This is a genomic window from Streptomyces sp. NPDC037271 (assembly GCF_055603605.1).
On record NZ_JBVJVN010000001.1, the window covers coordinates 912,705 to 930,037 of the forward strand.

Genomic DNA, 17,333 nt, shown 5'->3' on the forward strand with positions numbered 1-17,333 from the left:
TGAGGAATACTGCGATGCCGTAGAGACCTGCGTGAAGAAGCTGAGAGACGCAGTGGAAAATGTGGCACTATTCGGCCCGCGAGAGCCGCGTGACCTTGCCGTTCGCATTTTCCGAACTGCCGAAATCACCATGTGGGCGGTATTTGAACTCGGTTCCATCAACAGCGCTTCGGGAGTGACGTACCCGGAACCCGAAGACGTTAGACGATCACTGACAACAGTGCGGAGCGGGAAGGATAACCTCAGCGAGTTACTTGACGCCTTCTCTGAATCTGCCCGCGTAGCGCTAGATGACGACGGAACTGGACTGTCATGAGATAATCCGCCCGCATATACGAATCTCATATATGAATCTCAGCGGCGAACGCTATAACGCGACCAGTCCGGCTCACTGCGTCGGCCAAGCTCATCCAGAACCAGCCGGTGCAGCATGCCCCCTTGACCTTGCTTCGACAAGCGCTTGGTGGACTGCTGCATAGGGCTGTCCGGTGTGTGAAGCTCAGGTCCGGTTGACCGCCCGCTCGATCTCTGCCATGTGGGCTACCACGATCGGCATTGCCTTCCTCGCACTCGCTGGGGTCCGTAGCCATGGACTCAGCCGATCAGGGCGGGCTGATGAGGTCAAGGCCGGCGGTGCGCCATCAGCTTGGGAAGCTGCGATCAATTGCGGCCGATCTAGGCGGCGACCTGGGCGAACGGCTTAGGCGTAGCGTCGTCGGGCCCACATGCTTCCACCGTGATTCCCCGCTGTTCCCCGCTCGATCTGGTGCGGTTGTGGTGCAGTGCTGCGGCTTGGCCTTCGCTGCTCCCGGACGGCGGCTCATTGGATGTCAGAGGGTTGCCAACCCGGAGGTGTCTTGGGAAGGCCGATCAGGACGTCCATGTTCAGGTGTTCCTTGAGCAGCGCCTTGAGGCTGCGCCCGTTGATAAGTTGCATCCTGCCGTTTCGGTGAGCGAAGTCAGCGCTTGCCTTGCCAAACCAGGAGGTCGTTACCAGGACTCCGCGACTAGCAGCCTTGTCGTGCATCACCCCCGCCAATGCCCGAACCGTCTCAACGGGCACTGCGTTCTTCGACCTCTTCGCCTGGATGGCGAAGACAGTGGTCCCGACCGGGTCCCGCTGGACCGCGACGGCGTCCACACCGTCATCTCGCGAGCCCTGAGTTCGCCACGTCTCGAAGCCCATGGCTTCGAACAGTTCGCGTACAAGCCGCTCAAAGGCGTAGGGGTCCATCTGCAGGAGGTCGAGTCGGCTGTCGAGTCCTGCCACGGCGCCGACATCCGCCGTAATGCGGTATCGCGACAGATCGATCTCAACGACTGGGGGCACTGCCTCCAGATCGTGCGGATGGCGGGAGACGACAGCGCCGAGGTACTTCAGGCTCTCCTGAGCATCGAGCTCGGCCTCGTCTAATACGAGTTCGTCGAACTGCTCACGTTGAGCGACCACGCTCACTAGACAAGGTCGCACCGGCCGCCCGGTTGCGCGATCCTTCGCACTCACATGCCCGTTGAACACCACCGTTGTGACGAGATCAGGTGGGGTGGTGGAGAAGGCCTCGTCCAGTGCCCGCAGGGCAAGGCGGGCGACCAGAGTGCGGTAAATCTTCTTCGTATCGGCTTCCTTCCGTGGCTGAGCGACGATCTCAGTCCGCTGGGCCACAACCCGGTACGCCACCACGGCCGGCACTACCTCAAGCTGAGGTAGCTCCACCTCGATGAGGAGCTGCTGAGCCTCAGGTATGTACGCCGCTCCCGCATCGACGCGGCACCCTTTGGGCACGGAAGAGCCACGCAGCACTTCTTCCACAGCGTCTGCAACGCCCTGCCGGCCCTGCTTGGCGAATGCCTGCTCAACATAGGGGTGCCAGCTCTTCAGGTTCCTGGGCCGGTCCATCAGCACCGCCTGCAGCTCCGCCAGGCGCTCTTGGTCCTGGCGGGTGCGCTTCTCGGCATCAGCCGTCAGCTCCAGCAAGCGCGTTTCCCGCGCCTGCTTCTGCCGCTCCTTCTCCACACGAGCCTGCTCCCGCTCGCGCTGCTCAGCAGCGCGCTGCCGTTCGGCCTGGCGCTTGGCCAACTCACGCTCGATACGGGCGACCTCACGCGCCTGTGCAGCCTGCTCCTGCTCCAGATGTTTCTGTCCTGCGGCCACCAGACGAGCGCGCTCGGCTTCGGCGTTGGCGGCTTCCCGTTTCTGACGGCGCCGACGCTCCTCAGCGGCCTTCGCGGCCGCTTGCTCCTTCTGCTGAGCACGCTTCAACTCAGCAGCCTTAGCCTGCTGCTTCTCTTTGTATGCCTCAGCGAGCACTTGCATCACTGACTTACGGCGCGCCACGAGTCCCCCACCTGTCTCCCGTCACCCTCGAAAGCCGAGCTGTGCCTCGCCGGTGCACCCCTCAGCGATACCCAGGACTGCGGAGCAAGAATCGTGGCGCCGCCAAGAGCGGCCTGGCCACTGCAAGGCCATGAGCTTGGAAAGCTCGTCTCTTCTAGCGGTAGTTGCTGCGCTGACTTGCGGCGAGATGGTGTTGGAGCCCTGGTCGAACCTGTGGCCAGTCCCCGCTGTTCCCTGTGGTTTGCTCGCACCATCTGGCACGGAAGTGGCACGTACGCCCTAATCCAACTGCCGGGGATTGCTGAGGCGTGGCGGCGATTGCTGGTGCTTCGATGGGAGGTTGGGGAAGGATGGGCTAGGGGCACCGCGGAGACCGCATCGCGGGCCGGGGGAGATGAGACACCATGAGTTTGAGCGCGGGACCCGACAACACCTTGCCCACGGCGCAGGAGGCTCGTGAAGCCTGGGCAAGAGAGGCGTACGCGGTTCTCGCGGACGTGGCGCGCAGCTATCACGCTGTCATCACCTACAAGGAGCTTGCGGAGGAGATCCAGCAGAGGGCCGGGATTCGCACCAAGGCTCTCCTGCACAACTGGATCGGCTCCGTCCTTGGCAGGGTGGTCCGGGAAGCTCATCGCCGTGGAGATCCTCCGCTGACCGCTCTAGTCGTTCGCAGTGACGACGGCATGGTGGGCGACGGTTACAAGGAGGTCTTGGAGGTTGCTGGAGAACCGCCCGTAGAAGATGTGCTGGAGCGTGAACAGCACGCTGCCGGCGCCCGCCTAAACTGCTATCGCCACTTTGGGGCGACCTTGCCAGATGGAGGTGGTGTGCCTGCCCTTGCGCCCAGGTATCAGGCTGCCATCGAGCGTCGCCGTCAACGTACCGAGAAGCCCCCACAAGTCTGCGGCAAGTGCTTTGTGCAGCTTCCTGCAACGGGCGTCTGCGACTCGTGCGGCTAGCTCAGAGCTTCAGGCGGTGCTCTCGTACGTGTACCTGGCCCCTGGTCGCCCTCGACGTCCACCTTGATCACGATACAAACAGTGAAGCGCGCCGAGGGCACCGCGACGATGGATGCTGCCTTGTACCCCGAGACACCCGCGTTAGGAGAGAGGCTGGGGGACCTCGCGCCTGATCTGCGGCTTCGCCGGCCGAGGCAGTGGGCGGCTACTCGACCGCGGAGTACCGGCGTTGACCGTGGCTGACCCCTGCATGTGGCACGGTTGTGGCACGAACCTCAGCCGACGACAGTCAGCCACGACGGCGGGTGCGCCGACGGGCCAGGCGCGCGTATGCCTCGCTGCTCCCAGTCGGCCTCAACCACGGTGCCAACGCCCTTTCTGGACCCGCGCTGTCATCGAGCAGGCCCGCAGAGATGAGGGCTGCGGGGATAGCAAATTCTTGCACGCCGCACTCGCCCCTCTGGGACCCTTGATCGGAACCAACACCGGCACCGGGGAGGGAAGCCGCGTGATTATCTTGGATACCAACATCCTTTGGGGCATGTCGCTGCGAGGTAGCAGCGCCGAGTTGCTGCGCGCGATCAGCGCGTCCAACGTGGAGCGTGTAGCCATACCGTGGCTTGTAATGGAGGAGCTTGCAGCGAAGCAGGCGCTGGCTTACCAGGAGAAGTATGAGGCGGCAAATAAAGCCCTGCGAGACCTTAAGCGGGCCACGCCGTGGGGCAACGTGCAGGGGCCCGGAAGTCGTGACCTTGAGCGAGCGCGTGCGCACTGGCGGCAAGAGTATGGCCACCTCGTGGACATCCTTCCGATGAAGGAGGGCGCCTACCGCGAGGGTGCCTACCGCGAGGCGAATCAGATCGCCCCCTGCAGAACCGTCCGCAGCAACGGCAAGGGCTACAAGATTGGCGCACGCGACGCAGCGATCTGGCTGACCGCCATCGACTACGCCGAGGACCACGACGACGAACTGGTCTACTTCGTTAGCGGGAATACGACCGACTTCGGAGATGGAACGAAGTTACCGGACGCGATGTTCGCCGACATCGTCCACATCGCGGACCGGTTCGAGGTCCTGACGTCTTTGGACGAGGTAATCTCAAGATTCACGAAGCCAGCCGAGGCCGACGCCGAGCAGGTGGAGGAAGCACTTCGTACCCCCAGCAGCTTGGCGGCACTTACGGAGTACGCGGCGTCCGCGACGGCGTTTACGCACCCCTTCATGTGCAACACGAATCCTCACCGTGGTGTCGGCATAGAATCCCACTCATTTGCGGACCAGTGGATTGGGCCTCCGTCAGCCGCACTCGACTCCGTGCGGGACGTCAGCGCCCACCGCATTGGTAGTCACGTGTGGTGCATGGCTACGGTTCGGTGGCTGCTCCAGGGCTTCGGGGCGCTCTACCGCTCACCCAGATCCGCCGTAATCGGCGTAGCGTGGGAAACGCGGGTGCTTCTCTCTCCCACGGATGCTGAGCCTAAGCTCACGTTCCTTCGGCATATGGGGTCGAGGCTTCTGCGCCCTGACGATGTTGTCGGCCTCCCCTCCCTCTGGGCGGAGGGAGTGGACTCGGAAGCTGGCGAGCCTGGGCCGGAAAAAACGGAACTTCTGCTGCAACTACTAACCGACGACGCCGGCGCGCGCAGTGTGCGGGAGTTGCAGCTCAAGCGCTGGATGGAGGACTGGCACCCCACCTGGCGGGGCCAGGGCGACCATAATCCCTCCGCAGAGTGAAGGGTGCCCTGCCGCTCGGGTGGCAGGATTTGTATTGAAAGGCGTTGCAGACATTTCGGAGGACGTGGATGCAGCGCAGGGCGAGGCGCAGCGAGCCAATGCTCTGCTTTTACTGCAGTGCCCACGGCTCCGGAGGCCGCGTACGGGAATGGCGAACCAGCAGGTCAGGGGACCGGACTATTCATGGACAGAAGATCCCGTCCACGAATAGTCCGTGCCTGAATGTTCTGCTACTCCAAGATGTCGAGCGAGGGGAGGCTGTCCACGATCCTCATCGTCTCCAGGCTGACCGTGACGATTCGCTTGAGTAGGTCGACGATGTAGCGCGGGTCATCAGACCAGTCGTTGGGATCGTTGATGATCTCCGACGCCTTGTCCACCTTGACCTGGTAGCGATCGATGATCCACTCGATCGCGGATCGGGCACCGAGCTGGTAGCGGTACGCTTCTTCGGGGATGTTGGTCAGCTTGACCCGGGTGTTGTAAACAATCGTCGACCGGTCAGCCTGCCCCTTGATCTTCGGGATCTTCATCTTGGCGACCCGGTACAGCTCGCTGGGGGGCGTGGCAGACGCGTCGCCGGTCACCGTCTCCACGATGCCCTTATACGGCTCGGCCTGCTCGTAGTTGATGTGCAGATCGGCGAGCTTGCGGCCGGCCTCGGCGAAGCCGTGGAAGTCACGCACCTTGGGGATGCGCGGCAGGGACTTCTTCAGGTCCGCGGCGAAACGCTCGCGGTAATCCGGGGAATGGAGCAAACCGTAGCTGTAGTAGAAGACGTCGTCCTTCGCGATCGTGGCGTCCTCGTAGGCGTCGCGGTACCCCGCAAGGGCGGCGTCGGTGATGTTGTCGACGCGCTCATAACCTTCGCCTTCCTCGAATTCGAAGCCACCGTCAACCGCCAGTTCACGGTAGGTGTAGCGGGAGAAAAAGTATCCACCCTTACCGAAGATGTCGAGGCATGGAATCAGATCGGTGGCCAAAACTGCGAAGTCAGCAGTCGCGTGAAATCCGTTGACGTAAAAGCCAACGTTCGAGTGATCCGGCGTCGGGAACATCTGCGGCAGCTTCCCTTGCCTATGGTTAAGGTCTCGATCGAAATAAAGAGCCTGGCGGCTGAAGGGCCTATAGATTCCGGTTGTCGCCTTGCTCGACTCGAATGTGATCTTTTTTCTGCGGGCGACCTTAGGGATGAGGCTTGAAGACCAGCTGATCTTTCGAGGGTTTCGATCGATGAATTTCTCGGCATCTAGCACCGTTGGACGAGTTACGCCCTTGACGGCGCAAAGATCTTCGAAATCTTCAACCTGCTGGTTGTAAAAATCAATGGTGGCTTCGACGTTTTCTTTAAGGCGCTGCTGAGAATAACTGTAGACCCAGGCGTCTCGGTTGGTGCCGAGCCCAAGGGAATGGATGGTGAAAATAGCATCCGCTCCCGCTGGTTTGCCGCTTTCTACGAGGGCTTGGAGTTCGGCAAACCGCTCGTCTCGCTGGTCGATCCAGTCCCCGTCCGTGTTCGGGGTGATCTTCTTCCACTCCACGGTGTCGAGACTCTGGGTGCGGAGCTTGTTCAGTTTATCCTCGCGGGTGAGATAGTCGTCGACCTCGTGGTAGTACAATTCACAGTCGGAGGCAAGGCCTCTATTCTTGTTGCCCTTGACGAGGATCAAGATGGCAACGGTATTACGGCTGCCCGATCCGAAGATTTTTCCGCCTTCCTTCCGGGCCTTCTCACCAGCAGTGCGCTGGTTGCCCCGCAGGTTATAGCAGTAGATCGCGTCGAACTCTTCTCCCAGAGAACGGCGAAGGCCATCGTATGTTTTGCCGTCGATGTAGCCGCCGTTGGAAACATAAGCAACGACCCCTTCACCTTGAACTCGATCAGAAGCCCACCGAATAGCCCGGATGTAAGAGTCATACAGAGTACGCACAGAGCTCGCAGTTGAGAGCGCCGCGTACGTCTCCCTGATTCGCTCATCCAGGGTTTCGTATTTGAGATTCTGGTTGTCGTCGTTCTGACTGTCCTGCCCCACCGAGTAGGGCGGGTTGCCGATGACGACTGTGACCGGCTGACTCTTCTGCCGCTTCGCTCGCTCGCTGTTCCCCTCTAGCACGTCCATGCCGTCGAGCTGCGCCGTGCCTTCCGCGAGCTGGAAGGTATCCGCCAGGACGATGCCTTCGAAGGGCTTGTACTCCCCGCCGGCGAGGTCGTGGAAGGCTGCCTCGATGTTGACGGCCGCGATGTAGTACGCGAGCAGCACGATCTCGTTGGCGTGCAGTTCGCTGGTGTACTTGCGCAGGAGATCGTCGGGCTTGATGAGCCCGGACTGAAGGAGCCGCACGGGGAAGGTACCGGTGCCGACGAAGGGGTCAATGATCTGGACGCCCTGGTCGGACAGAGACTTGCCAAGGTGCCTGGTCAGTGCCTGGTCGGTGGCGCGGAGGATGAAGTCGACGACCTCGATCGGGGTGTAGACGATCCCCAGGGCTTCGGCTGCCTTCTTCGTCGCCGTCTTGAAGAACTTGTCGTACAGCTCGACGATGACGCGCTGGCGCCCCTCGTGGTTGTCGATGTCCTGGGCGCGGACCTTGACCGAGTGGTAGAAGCTCTCCAGGGTCTTGGCCTCGGCATCGAGCCCCTGGTCGTCGAGGATGTCGAGCATCCCCTGCATGGCTTTGGAGACCGGGTTGTGCTCGGCGAAGGCGTAGTCCTTGAACAAGGCGTCGAAGACAGGCTTGGTGACGATGTGCTGGGCGAGCATGTCGACCGCCGCGTCATCACTCACGTTTGGGTTGATGGTCGCCCGCAGCTCGGCGACGAACTCCTCGAACGCAGCCCGCTTGACGGGAAGAACTAGTGCGGCCTTGATGCGGGTGACGTGGCGCTCAGCGATCTGGGCGATGTCCTTGGCCCAGTCCTCCCAGTACTGGCGCTCGCCGACCTTGTCGACGATGCGGGCGTAGATCGCGTCCCGCCAGTCGCTTATGGAGAACAGGGCGTCCTGGATGTGCTGGGCGCTCTGGGCTTCCTTCTCCTTGGCGTCCTCCGCGGTGTCCGCGGTGCTGGAGCCGTCCCTGTCGCCGACCGCCTCGTCACCCGCACCGATGTGCCCGATGCCGATGATCTCGGGCTTCTTCTTGTTCAGCTCGATCTGGTTGACGGTCGCGTTGAAACGGTCATCGTGGGCGCGCAGCGCCTGAAGGACCTGCCAGACGGTCTTGAAGCGCTGATTGTCCGCGAGCGCCTTCTCCGGGGTTATCCCGGCGGGGACGGCGACGGGCAGGATGATGTAGCCGTAGTTCTTGCCCGGCGCGACGCGCATGACGCGTCCAACGGACTGCACGACATCGACGACGGAGTTGCGCGGGTTGAGGAACAGCACCGCGTCGAGGCTGGGGACGTCCACGCCTTCGGACAGGCAGCGGGCGTTGGTCAGGATGCGGGCGTTGTTCTGGCCCGGGTCCTGCTTGAGCCAGTCCAGGAGCCGGTTGCGTCGCAGGGTGTTGAACGTGCCGTCGACGTGTTCAACCTCGCAGTGCAGCACGTCGTCGTCAGCGTCGTCGTACGCGTCGACCACCTCGTTAAACCGCTCCATGATGGCCTTGGAATCGGCGATGGACCGGGAGAACGCGACGGCCCGCTTCATCGGGGCGTCATCCTTACCGAACCCGGACCCATCGGCGAAGGTGCCGGTGCGTTTCGCCAGGGCGTTCCAGCAACCGATGATCTTCGCTGCGTCGTCGATCCGTAGTTCGGAGTCGCCGCCGGCGAGACCTTCCTGGAGGGTTTTGGCGACCACGCCTTCGTCGATGGTGAGGATGAGGACTTTGTAGTCGGTAAGCAGACCTTGCTCGACGGCCTTGCCGAAGCCGAGGCGGTGGAACTCGGGACCGTACTGGGCCTCGTTGTCCATCGAGGCGACGGCCGCGGAGGCGCCCTTGGCTTCCTGCTTGGTGTCGTCGCTGTACACGCGCGGGGTGGCGGTCATGTACAGCCGGCGGTCGGCGCCGATGAAGCTGTCGTCGTGGACACGGACGAACGCGGACTCGTCGTGGCCGGACAGGGTGACGCCGGTGGTGCGGTGGGCCTCGTCGCACAGGACCAGGTCGAACCGCGGCATGCCCTGCTTCTGGGCGGCGGAAATCGTGGCGATCGACTGGTAGGTCGAGAACACGACCGTCAGGCCGGGGGCGGCCTCGACGCTGGCCATCTGCGCCATCAGCCGCTCGGGGCTGGTGGTCGCCGGCAGGGCGAGGTCATGGGTCGACATGTCCTTGTCGTCACCCTGGGCCTTCTGCTTGCCGACCTGAGCGTCGGAGCAGACCGCGAACGCACGCAGCGGGACCTTCGCCTCGTATGACCACTCACGCAGCGACTGCGAGAGCAGGGCGATGGAGGGCACCAGGAACAGGACGGTGGTGTGCTCGCTCTGCCCGGCCTCGGCCCGCTCCTGCTGAAGCCGTTCAGCGATCTTCAGGCTGGTGAAGGTCTTGCCGGTGCCGCAGGCCATGATGAGCTTGCCGCGGTCATCCTTGGCGAAGCCGGCGAAGACGTCGTCGATCGCCGCCTTCTGGTGGGGGCGCGGGGTCTTCTTGTCCCGCAGCGTCATCTGGACTTCGTGGTCGATGCCGGTCGCGGGCAGGTGCCACTCGACAGCGCTGTTCGCGATGCTGGCCAGTCCTATCCGGGTGACGGGGATCTGCTGGTCGTCGAGCGCGGCTTCGGCGTTGTCGCTCCACTTGTCCGTCGTGGAGATGATCATCCGGCGAGTGAAGGCGCCCTTGCCGGAGGCCGTGAAGAAGGAGTCGATGTCTTCCTTGCGGACCGTGTGATGCGGCTCGTAGAACTTGCACTGGATGGCGCAGAAGCCGCCGGTCTCGCGGTCCTGGGCGACCAGGTCGATGCCCGTGTCGCGCTTGTCGTGCTCTGCCCCCGGCCAGTCGGTCCACATCCACACCCGGGTGAACTGCTCGGTCCACTCCGGATCGGTGCTGAGGTACTGGACCATGAGCTCCTCGAAGCGGGTCCCCCGGTCCCGGTTCACGGTGGATCCCTCACGGATCGCCTTGAGAACGTCGTGCACCGTCGTCGTGGTCTCAGTCAAGTCGCTCCGCACCCCATCACCGTCCACGGCGCACCTGCCGGACGCCGGATTGTTCCCACCGAAAAGCCCCACAACTCTACTGCTCAAGTCCATGATCTAATTTCGATCAGGAACTTTCGATAGGGCCTTCAGTTGGCCCACCACGGGCAGTCCGCCCACGCAGCATCACTCACCACTCGCCCCGGCTCCCATCCCGTCTGCTGTCGACCCACACACCGTGGGGCGGGCGTGGTTCAGGGCGTCAAGGTGGAGCGCGCCACTGTACGAACGACCTTGACGCCCTGGGCCGCGTCTGCTCGGCTCTGCCTGGGTCGACGGCAGACGGGATGGGAGCACCTCGCGCACGCCACACTCGGCCGGCACTCGCAAACGGCGCCCCCCATCCCGGATGCAGGAGCGCCCCCGCCGGAGGCACTGTCTTGACCGCGGCGGCGTTCGTGCGGTGCTCGCCCCTCATGGCCCGGCCTTATCCCACTCGTGGGCGCGCGTCGGCGCAGCGCCCGCAGCGCGGGCCGGAGGCATGAGCGCGGAGGGCGGCGGAGCCGGTAGCGCGCCCGGCGGAGCGGAGCGGAGCCGGGCTTGATGAAGTAGAGAAAGTCTGAACCGCAACGCTGTTCCTGGGGCTGCCGTTACAGCCGGAACGCAAGCTCCAAGTCATGCCCCGGAAGGTGGAACTCCTCCAGGGCAAGCGGCTTGTCAGCGGCCGTGAGCGTCACCCGCAGGACATGCAGCAGGGGTACCCCGTCGGCAAGCCGGAGCGCCTGGGCCTGGTCCGGCAGGGGCATGCGTGTGCGGACGTACTCCGTGAAGTGCAGCTCGTGGCCCAGCTCGGCCAGGGCGTTGTAGAGCTGCGGAGCCGGCGGCGGGGGCGTCTTCTCGTACTTGGTGCCGAGGACTACCGAGAACGGCACGTAAGTGCGGTGTAGTTGGCGTAGGTGGCCCTGGTCCGCGGTCTGCAACGCGTCGTACGTGAACAGTGGCTCCCCCGGCGGGATGCGCAGCAGGTCGGCGAGCGCGAGTGGGGCGTCAGTGCGGGTTGCCGTGGGCTCCTCGGCGTCGGTCCAGCGGATGCCGTCGGCCTCGGTGTACTGACCGTCGGGCGAGCGGCGGACGCCCCGGGGGTAGGTGAAGCTGGGGCGGTTGTGGGGGGAGCGGGCGAACGTGCCCCGGCCCATGATGGCCTCGACCAGGCCGGACGCCCGTAGCTCGGTGAGTCCCTGACGGACTGTGGGGCGTGTCACGCCGAACTGCTTGGCCAACGCCTCCTCCGACGGGAGCGGCTGCCCGGCGGGGAAGGTGCCGTCAAGGATGCCTTCGCGCAGGTAGTCGGCAATTTGCCGGTACTTCGGCTGCGTGTTCTTCGGCGGCATGCCCTGTCCTCCGTGGCGTCGGCCTCTACGGCTTGTGCGTCCTCGTGAACGCCTTGTCCACGACCGTGGACAGCTTCTCGCATGCCCAACCCGGTTGACAACCCGTACTACGGGGCACCAATCTGGACTCACGTCACCCGTACTACGGGTGGTATAGCAGTCCGTAGTTCCGTCCTACGGCTGCTCGTCATTCCGATATGAGGAGTCCAGAACTGTGGCAACCCTTCCGATCGACACCGCGAAGTACACGGGGATCATCTGCGCCGTGCCCCCGGCTCCGCGGCTCGTCAACCGTGAGTCCGGGCAGGTGCGGGTCGACCGCGACACCGGCAAGACGCTGTACCAGGTGGGCCTGTGCCTGATGGCCGGCACCTCGGCGGACGTGGTGAACGTGAGCGTCCCCGGTGAGCCGTCCGGCGTGCAGGTCGGCACCCCCGTCACCGTGCGGGACCTGGTCGCCGTTCCCTGGGAGAACGAGGGACGGCACGGCATCGCCTACCGCGCCGCCGAGATCCGTCCCCTCCACGCGGCTCCTGCCGCCAAGGGGGCCGGACAGTGATGACCCTCGCGTCCTCCGCCCCGTCGGCCGGGGCCACCTGGCCAGGGCGGGTCCTCGTGGTCGCCGCCGTCGTCGCGTCGGGCCTGCTGATCGTGGGCCCGGCGCTGCGCCGGAGGTCCCCGGCGGCCTGGTGGCTGTTACTCGGTTACCCGGCGTCCGCCTTCCGCGTCACCCGCACCTGGCGGGCGCTGATGGCCGGGTGTGGACTGGCCGTGAGCCGTCGCCCCGTGCTGACCGTGGTGTCCGGGCTCGTCGGGAAGGGCGCTCCACCGCCCCAACCGCGCGTCCCCCGGCACGGTTTCATCCGGCCCACGGCGGCCGGCTTCGAACTCGTGGCGCGGCTGCTGCCGGGGCAGCTGTCCGACGACTTCGTGAAGGCGGCCCCCGCTATGGCGGAGGACTGGCAGGTTCACGCGGTCCGCGTCACCTCCTTACGGCCCGGCGTCGTACGGATCGCCGCCCTGTACGCCGATCCGCTCGCCGCACCTCGGGCGCCCCGCACCCGGGGGCCGGGGCGACTGCTGCGGGTCGTCGTCGGGACGCTGGAAACCGGGGCGTCCTGGGTCATCGACCTGCGCCGCATCCCGCACTGGCTGATCGTCGGCGCTACGCGCTCCGGCAAGTCCACGCTGATCCACGCCCTCGTCGCCGGACTCGCCCCGCAACCGGTCGCCCTCGTCGGCATCGACTGCAAGGGCGGCATGGAACTGTCCCTCTACGGCCCCCGCCTCTCCGCCCTCGCGACCGACCGGGCACAGGCGGTACGGCTGCTGTCCGCGCTGGTGGACCTCACCCTCGACCGCATGACGGTCTGCCGCACCGCCGGGGTCCGCAACATATGGGGCCTCGCCGAGAAGGAACGACCGGTCCCGGTCGTCGTCATCGTGGACGAGATCGCGGAACTCTTCCTCGTCGCCGGACGCCACGAGAAGGACGAAGCCCATGCGGCTGGCACCGCCCTGATCCGGCTCGCCCAGCTCGGCGCGGCCCTCGGCGTCTTCCTCGTCGTCGCCGGGCAGCGCGTCGGCTCCGACCTGGGGCCAGGCGTCACCGCGCTCCGAGCCCAGCTCGGCGGCCGGGTCTGCCACCGCGTCGCCGACCCCGGCACTGCGGAAATGACCCTCGGTGACCTCAATCCGGACGCCCTCAAGGCCGCTCAAGCCATCACCCCCGAACAGGCCGGCACCGCCGTGCTCGCCTCCGGCGACGGCTGGGAGCGCGGCCGGTCCCACCTGGTCACCGAGGCGGACGCCGAAGCCGTCGCCACCGCCCACGCCCACGCGCACCTGACCTCCGCACTGCCCAAACTGTCCGCCGCCCTGGCCTGACAAGGAGCGTCACCGTGCTGGTCACCACCTCGGCCGTGCTGCTGCTCGGCCTCGCGATCTGGTTCCTCCTGCGCATCCGCTACCTGCGCTGGCTGGACGTGCTGCTCTGCGGCGCCTTCGGCTTCCTGCTCTCCCGCACCGTCGCCGCGCCGCTGGTCTCGCTCCTGCTCTCCGGGGTGAACGGCCTGCTCGGACAGATGCGCTTCTGAGCCCCCCACACCGCGCCGCGACGTGCCCCGACGAACGGCCCGAACGAAAGGCATCCGTCCGTGCCCGACTACACCATCCGCTCCGGTGACCGTGCCGCCTTCCTGGCCGGCCTGCGGGAGCTGACCGACTTCCTGACCGCCAACCCGACCGTCCTCGTGCCGCGCCGCCCGTCCTTCGCCGTCCTGGTCGACGCGGACGACTCCGACGCCCGCCGGGCCGGGGTGGAGTCCGCCGCCTCCGCGCTCGGCGTTCCGGTCGCCGACCTCGGCATGGGCTACTTCGACGCCCGCCGTGAGTTCGGCCCCATCTCGTACCTGGTCATCGGCGTTCCGCCCCAGGACCGGCAGTGACCACCCGTTCCGCGGGCTCCCGACGGGGCGCGAAGTCGCCAAACCCGACCCCGCCAGGAGCCCACTCCCTCCGCCACATGAGCAGTGAAAGGAGCACTCACACTGTGTCCACCGTCCACCGTCCGCGCAAATCCCACGCGCCGGACTGCGACCTCCGGGCGCCCGACGACTACCCGGCCACCTGCGCCGGCCACGAACAGGTCGTCCTGGTCGCCCTCGACAACACCGAACGCCGCCTCTGCCCCGGCCACGCCGCAGCGGTCTGGCTGACGGACCCGACGCACCGGTTCAGCGCCAAGACCCGACCGGAGACCATAGCCGCCGTCATGGGGTACGCCTTCGGCCCCGGGAACGGAGGGCGCCGATGAACGCGCCGCCGCTCCCGCCCGCCGTGGCCGCGCTGCTGGACCGTGCGGCCCGGCCCGACTTCCTCGACTGGCGCCGTACCGTCATCCGCCTCGGCGGCTGCACCAACCCGGTCCACCTCGTCGGCTCCGCCGTCCTCGTCGATACGGCGACGGGGGAAGCCCTGACCGATGTCGACGGCTCCGACCCGATCGGCAGGCGTCTGCTGACCGCCTGCGGCAACCGCCGTGCCTCGGTCTGCCCCGCCTGCTCCCGCGTCTACCAGGCGGACACCTACCAACTCGTACGCGCCGGCCTCGTCGGCGGCAAGGCGGTACCGGACTCGGTGAGCGAGCACCCCCGAGTGTTCGCCACCCTCACCGCTCCCGGCTTCGGGCCGGTCCACACCCGCCGGGAGCAGTCGGGCCGCGTACGCCCGTGCCGTCCCCGCCGGGATGCGAAGAACTGCCCACACGGCGTGCCCCTCGGCTGCTCCGAGCGGCACGCGCCGGATGACCCCCGCCTCGGCGAACCCCTCTGCCCCCGCTGCTACGACTACGCCGGGGCCGTGCTCTGGCAGTCCTGCGCCGGTCTGCTTTGGCACCGCTTCGGCATCGAGCTACGGCGGGAGATCGCCCGCAGGGTTGGGCTGTCCCGTACCGAGCTGGCGGACGTTGCCCGGCTCTCGTACGCGAAGGTCGCCGAGTACCAGCGGCGCGGCCTCGTCCACTTCCATGCCGTGGTACGCCTCGACGGCCCGGACGGGCCGGACTCGCCACCGCCCTCCTGGGCAAGCGCCACTCTGCTCGCCGATGCCGTCCCTGCGGCCGTCGCACGGGTCCACTTCCAAGCGCCTGGCTCGGCGGTCGTCGGGACGCGTGTGCTGCGCTTCGGCGCTCAGGTCGACGTACGCCCGGTTGCCGCCTCACCTGCGGGGGAGCGGCCTGCGTCGGGCGCGGTGGCCGGGTACATTGCCAAGTACGCCACCAAGGGCGCCGAGACGGCCGGCGCGGTCGACGGACGCATCCGGTCTGCCCGGGAAATGGTCCTTCTGCCGGTGCGGGCGCACGTGCTGCGCATGATCGGTACGTGCTGGTGGCTCGGCGGCCTCCCCGCCTTCGCGGGCCTCGGCCTGCGCCGCTGGGCGCACATGCTCGGCTACGGCGGCCACTTCTCCACCAAGTCCCGCCGCTACTCGACCACCCTCGGCGAACTCCGCCGGGCACGCGCCGAGCACCGCGCCCAGGAGCAGCGCGCCGCCTTGGGCCTGGAGGGCCATCCCGTGGCCTACGTCGGTCAGTGGCGGTACGCCGGACGCGGCTACTCCCCGGAAGCCGCCCTCCTCACGGCCTCGGTACGGGAGGACGGTGTTCCCCATGGCGCGTGACCGGACCGGCATCGAGCTGCTCACCGTGCGCCAAGTGCTGGAGGAACTGGGCGGCGTCTCCCGCCGCACCTTCTACCGCTGGCGTGAACTCCACCTAGCCCCCGCCTGCATCCGGCTCCCGAACGGTGAACTCCGGGTCCGGCGTGACGCGCTCGACGCGTGGGTGGAGGAGCGCGCGGAGGACATGGGCGGTGGTGTCCGGTGAAGTCGTACAAGGTCGTCATCTGGAAGCTGAGCGTCAACCGGTCCGCCAAGAAGCCGACTCACCTCGTGCGCTGGTCGGTCGACGGCCAGCCCTTCCACGAGTCGCACAGGACCAAGGCTCTCGCCGACCGCTTCCGCGCCAAGCTCCTGCGCGCCGCGGACAAGGGCGAAGCCTTCGACACCGTGACCGGACTGCCCGACTCCCTTCGGGGCGGCAAGGTCGCGCTCAGCTTCGTAGAGCTGGCGGTGAAGTACCTGGATGCCCGGTGGGCGGAGGCGTCGGCGAAGCAGCGTGACAGCATGACCGATGCGCTCTCCACCGTCCTGGCGGTCCCCGTCAAGGCTGTGCGCGGACGGCCGGCGCCCACGGTCCTGCGCCGCGCGGCACGGTCGTACCTGCTGCCTCCTCCTCGCCGGGAGAGGGAGCGTCCCAAGGAGATCACCGCCGCACTGACGTGGCTGTTCAAGGCGTCCCTCCCCGTGGCCGAACTGTCGGAGGGGAGCCGCGCCCAGGACCTGGTGGACGCCCTGACCCGTCGCCTCGACGGCAAGCCGGCCGCGACACAGACCTACCGGCGTCGTCGGGCGGTGGTCTTCAACGTGTTGCAGTACGCGGTCGAACTGGGCGCCCTGAACGCCAACCCGCTCTCCCAGGTGCGCAGGAAGCGGGGCAAGCGGGCTGTGCAGGAAGTCGACCGGCGGGTGGTGGTCAACCCCCGGCAGGCACGGGAGCTGCTGACCGCGCTCACCTACGTCGGCGGCTACGACCGGGCGAGCGGTCGACGACTGCGGGCGTTCTTCGGATGCCTGTACTACGCGGCCATGCGGCCTGGTGAAGCGCTCGGCCTGCGCCGGTCGGACTGCACGCTCCCAGAGAAGGGATGGGGCCGTATCGAACTGGCGGAGACACGGCCCACAGCCGGTAAGGCGTGGACGGACTCCGGGGAGGCGCACGACCGCCGGGGCCTCAAGCAACGGGAAGCGGGCGAAGTGCGGACGGTCCCCATCCCGCCCCCGCTCGTCCGCTTGCTCCTCGACCACGTCAAGGAGTTCGGCACGGCGGAAGACGGCCGGCTGTTCTTCAGCGAGCGGGGCAACGTCATCGCCGCGTCCTCGTACTCCCGCGTGTGGAAGCAAGCGCGGGAACTGGCTCTCCTGCCGCATCAGGTCGACTCCGTGATGGCGGCCCGCCCCTACGACCTCCGGCACGCCGGCGTCTCCCAGTGGCTCAACTCCGGCGTCCCCGCACCGGAGGTGGCAGCGCGGGCCGGGCACTCGGTGGATGTGCTCCTCAAGATCTACGCCAAGTGCATCGACGGCCAGGAAGCGGAGATGAACGACCGGATCATGCAAGGGCTGGGGGAGGACGACGGCACGCCGTGAGAGGCGTACACGCCTCACTCGGAGGCCCTGGGGCGGTGTCGCGCTCCGGGGCCTTCGCCG

The 17,333-nt window shown here is 66.4% G+C and carries 13 protein-coding genes; 10 read left to right on the forward strand and 3 right to left on the reverse strand.

From position 1 onward, the window contains the following. Positions 1-820 precede the first annotated feature (820 nt). Positions 821-2,335, reverse strand: a complete 1,515-nt coding sequence (locus ACZ7G3_RS04210) for a restriction endonuclease (RefSeq protein WP_470923114.1) — start codon at positions 2,333-2,335, stop codon at positions 821-823. A gap of 404 nt (positions 2,336-2,739) precedes the next feature. On the opposite strand from ACZ7G3_RS04210, the gene ACZ7G3_RS04215 reads away from it, so the two are divergent. Continuing rightward, complete coding sequence (locus tag ACZ7G3_RS04215; RefSeq protein WP_470923115.1) at positions 2,740-3,297, forward strand: hypothetical protein; 558 nt, start codon at positions 2,740-2,742, stop codon at positions 3,295-3,297. Positions 3,298-3,547: 250 nt separating this feature from the next. After that, positions 3,548-5,032 carry a PIN domain-containing protein gene (locus ACZ7G3_RS04220; RefSeq protein ID WP_470923199.1) on the forward strand — a complete coding sequence of 495 codons (1,485 nt, stop codon included), beginning with the start codon at positions 3,548-3,550 and terminating at the stop codon, positions 5,030-5,032. A 230-nt stretch (positions 5,033-5,262) separates the two neighbouring features. Here the strand turns inward: ACZ7G3_RS04220 and ACZ7G3_RS04225 are convergent, their stop codons facing one another. Next, positions 5,263-10,137 (reverse strand): DEAD/DEAH box helicase, encoded by a 4,875-nt coding sequence (locus tag ACZ7G3_RS04225; protein WP_470923116.1) that lies wholly within the window; start codon positions 10,135-10,137, stop codon positions 5,263-5,265. A gap of 629 nt (positions 10,138-10,766) precedes the next feature. Beyond that, positions 10,767-11,507 (reverse strand): GntR family transcriptional regulator, encoded by a 741-nt coding sequence (locus tag ACZ7G3_RS04230; RefSeq protein ID WP_470923117.1) that lies wholly within the window; start codon positions 11,505-11,507, stop codon positions 10,767-10,769. A gap of 214 nt (positions 11,508-11,721) precedes the next feature. Here ACZ7G3_RS04230 and ACZ7G3_RS04235 point away from each other — a divergent pair, with 214 nt between their 5' ends. From ACZ7G3_RS04235 to ACZ7G3_RS04270, 8 genes are all read left to right on the forward strand, one after another. Next, positions 11,722-12,066: an SCO3933 family regulatory protein gene (locus ACZ7G3_RS04235; protein WP_269957698.1), complete on the forward strand. Its 345-nt coding sequence runs from the start codon at positions 11,722-11,724 to the stop codon at positions 12,064-12,066. Then, positions 12,066-13,394 (forward strand): FtsK/SpoIIIE domain-containing protein, encoded by a 1,329-nt coding sequence (locus ACZ7G3_RS04240; RefSeq protein WP_470923118.1) that lies wholly within the window; start codon positions 12,066-12,068, stop codon positions 13,392-13,394. The genes ACZ7G3_RS04235 and ACZ7G3_RS04240 overlap by 1 nt, the downstream gene beginning before the upstream one ends. A 14-nt stretch (positions 13,395-13,408) precedes the next feature. After that, the gene (locus ACZ7G3_RS04245) at positions 13,409-13,603 is read left to right on the forward strand and encodes a hypothetical protein (RefSeq protein WP_215165653.1); all 195 of its coding nucleotides are present in this window, start codon (positions 13,409-13,411) and stop codon (positions 13,601-13,603) included. A 60-nt stretch (positions 13,604-13,663) separates the two neighbouring features. After that, positions 13,664-13,954 (forward strand): hypothetical protein, encoded by a 291-nt coding sequence (locus tag ACZ7G3_RS04250; protein ID WP_470923119.1) that lies wholly within the window; start codon positions 13,664-13,666, stop codon positions 13,952-13,954. Between the two features lie 104 nt (positions 13,955-14,058). Continuing rightward, positions 14,059-14,322 carry a hypothetical protein gene (locus tag ACZ7G3_RS04255; RefSeq protein WP_269957701.1) on the forward strand — a complete coding sequence of 88 codons (264 nt, stop codon included), beginning with the start codon at positions 14,059-14,061 and terminating at the stop codon, positions 14,320-14,322. Then, positions 14,319-15,686, forward strand: a complete 1,368-nt coding sequence (locus tag ACZ7G3_RS04260) for a replication initiator (RefSeq protein WP_470923120.1) — start codon at positions 14,319-14,321, stop codon at positions 15,684-15,686. Before ACZ7G3_RS04255 ends, ACZ7G3_RS04260 begins: the two co-directional genes overlap by 4 nt. Continuing rightward, positions 15,676-15,891 (forward strand): helix-turn-helix transcriptional regulator, encoded by a 216-nt coding sequence (locus tag ACZ7G3_RS04265; protein ID WP_470923121.1) that lies wholly within the window; start codon positions 15,676-15,678, stop codon positions 15,889-15,891. The genes ACZ7G3_RS04260 and ACZ7G3_RS04265 overlap by 11 nt, the downstream gene beginning before the upstream one ends. After that, positions 15,888-17,273: a tyrosine-type recombinase/integrase gene (locus tag ACZ7G3_RS04270; RefSeq protein WP_470923122.1), complete on the forward strand. Its 1,386-nt coding sequence runs from the start codon at positions 15,888-15,890 to the stop codon at positions 17,271-17,273. Before ACZ7G3_RS04265 ends, ACZ7G3_RS04270 begins: the two co-directional genes overlap by 4 nt. The last annotated feature ends 60 nt before the right edge of the window (positions 17,274-17,333 follow it).

Coding starts and splice junctions, on each gene's coding strand:
- ACZ7G3_RS04215 (WP_470923115.1), top strand. CDS start 2,740: ATGAGTTTGAGCGCGGGACCCGACAACACCTTGCCCACGGCGCAGGAG.
- ACZ7G3_RS04220 (WP_470923199.1), top strand. CDS start 3,548: ATGTGGCACGGTTGTGGCACGAACCTCAGCCGACGACAGTCAGCCACG.
- ACZ7G3_RS04230 (WP_470923117.1), bottom strand. CDS start 11,507: ATGCCGCCGAAGAACACGCAGCCGAAGTACCGGCAAATTGCCGACTAC.
- ACZ7G3_RS04240 (WP_470923118.1), top strand. CDS start 12,066: ATGACCCTCGCGTCCTCCGCCCCGTCGGCCGGGGCCACCTGGCCAGGG.
- ACZ7G3_RS04260 (WP_470923120.1), top strand. CDS start 14,319: ATGAACGCGCCGCCGCTCCCGCCCGCCGTGGCCGCGCTGCTGGACCGT.
- ACZ7G3_RS04265 (WP_470923121.1), top strand. CDS start 15,676: ATGGCGCGTGACCGGACCGGCATCGAGCTGCTCACCGTGCGCCAAGTG.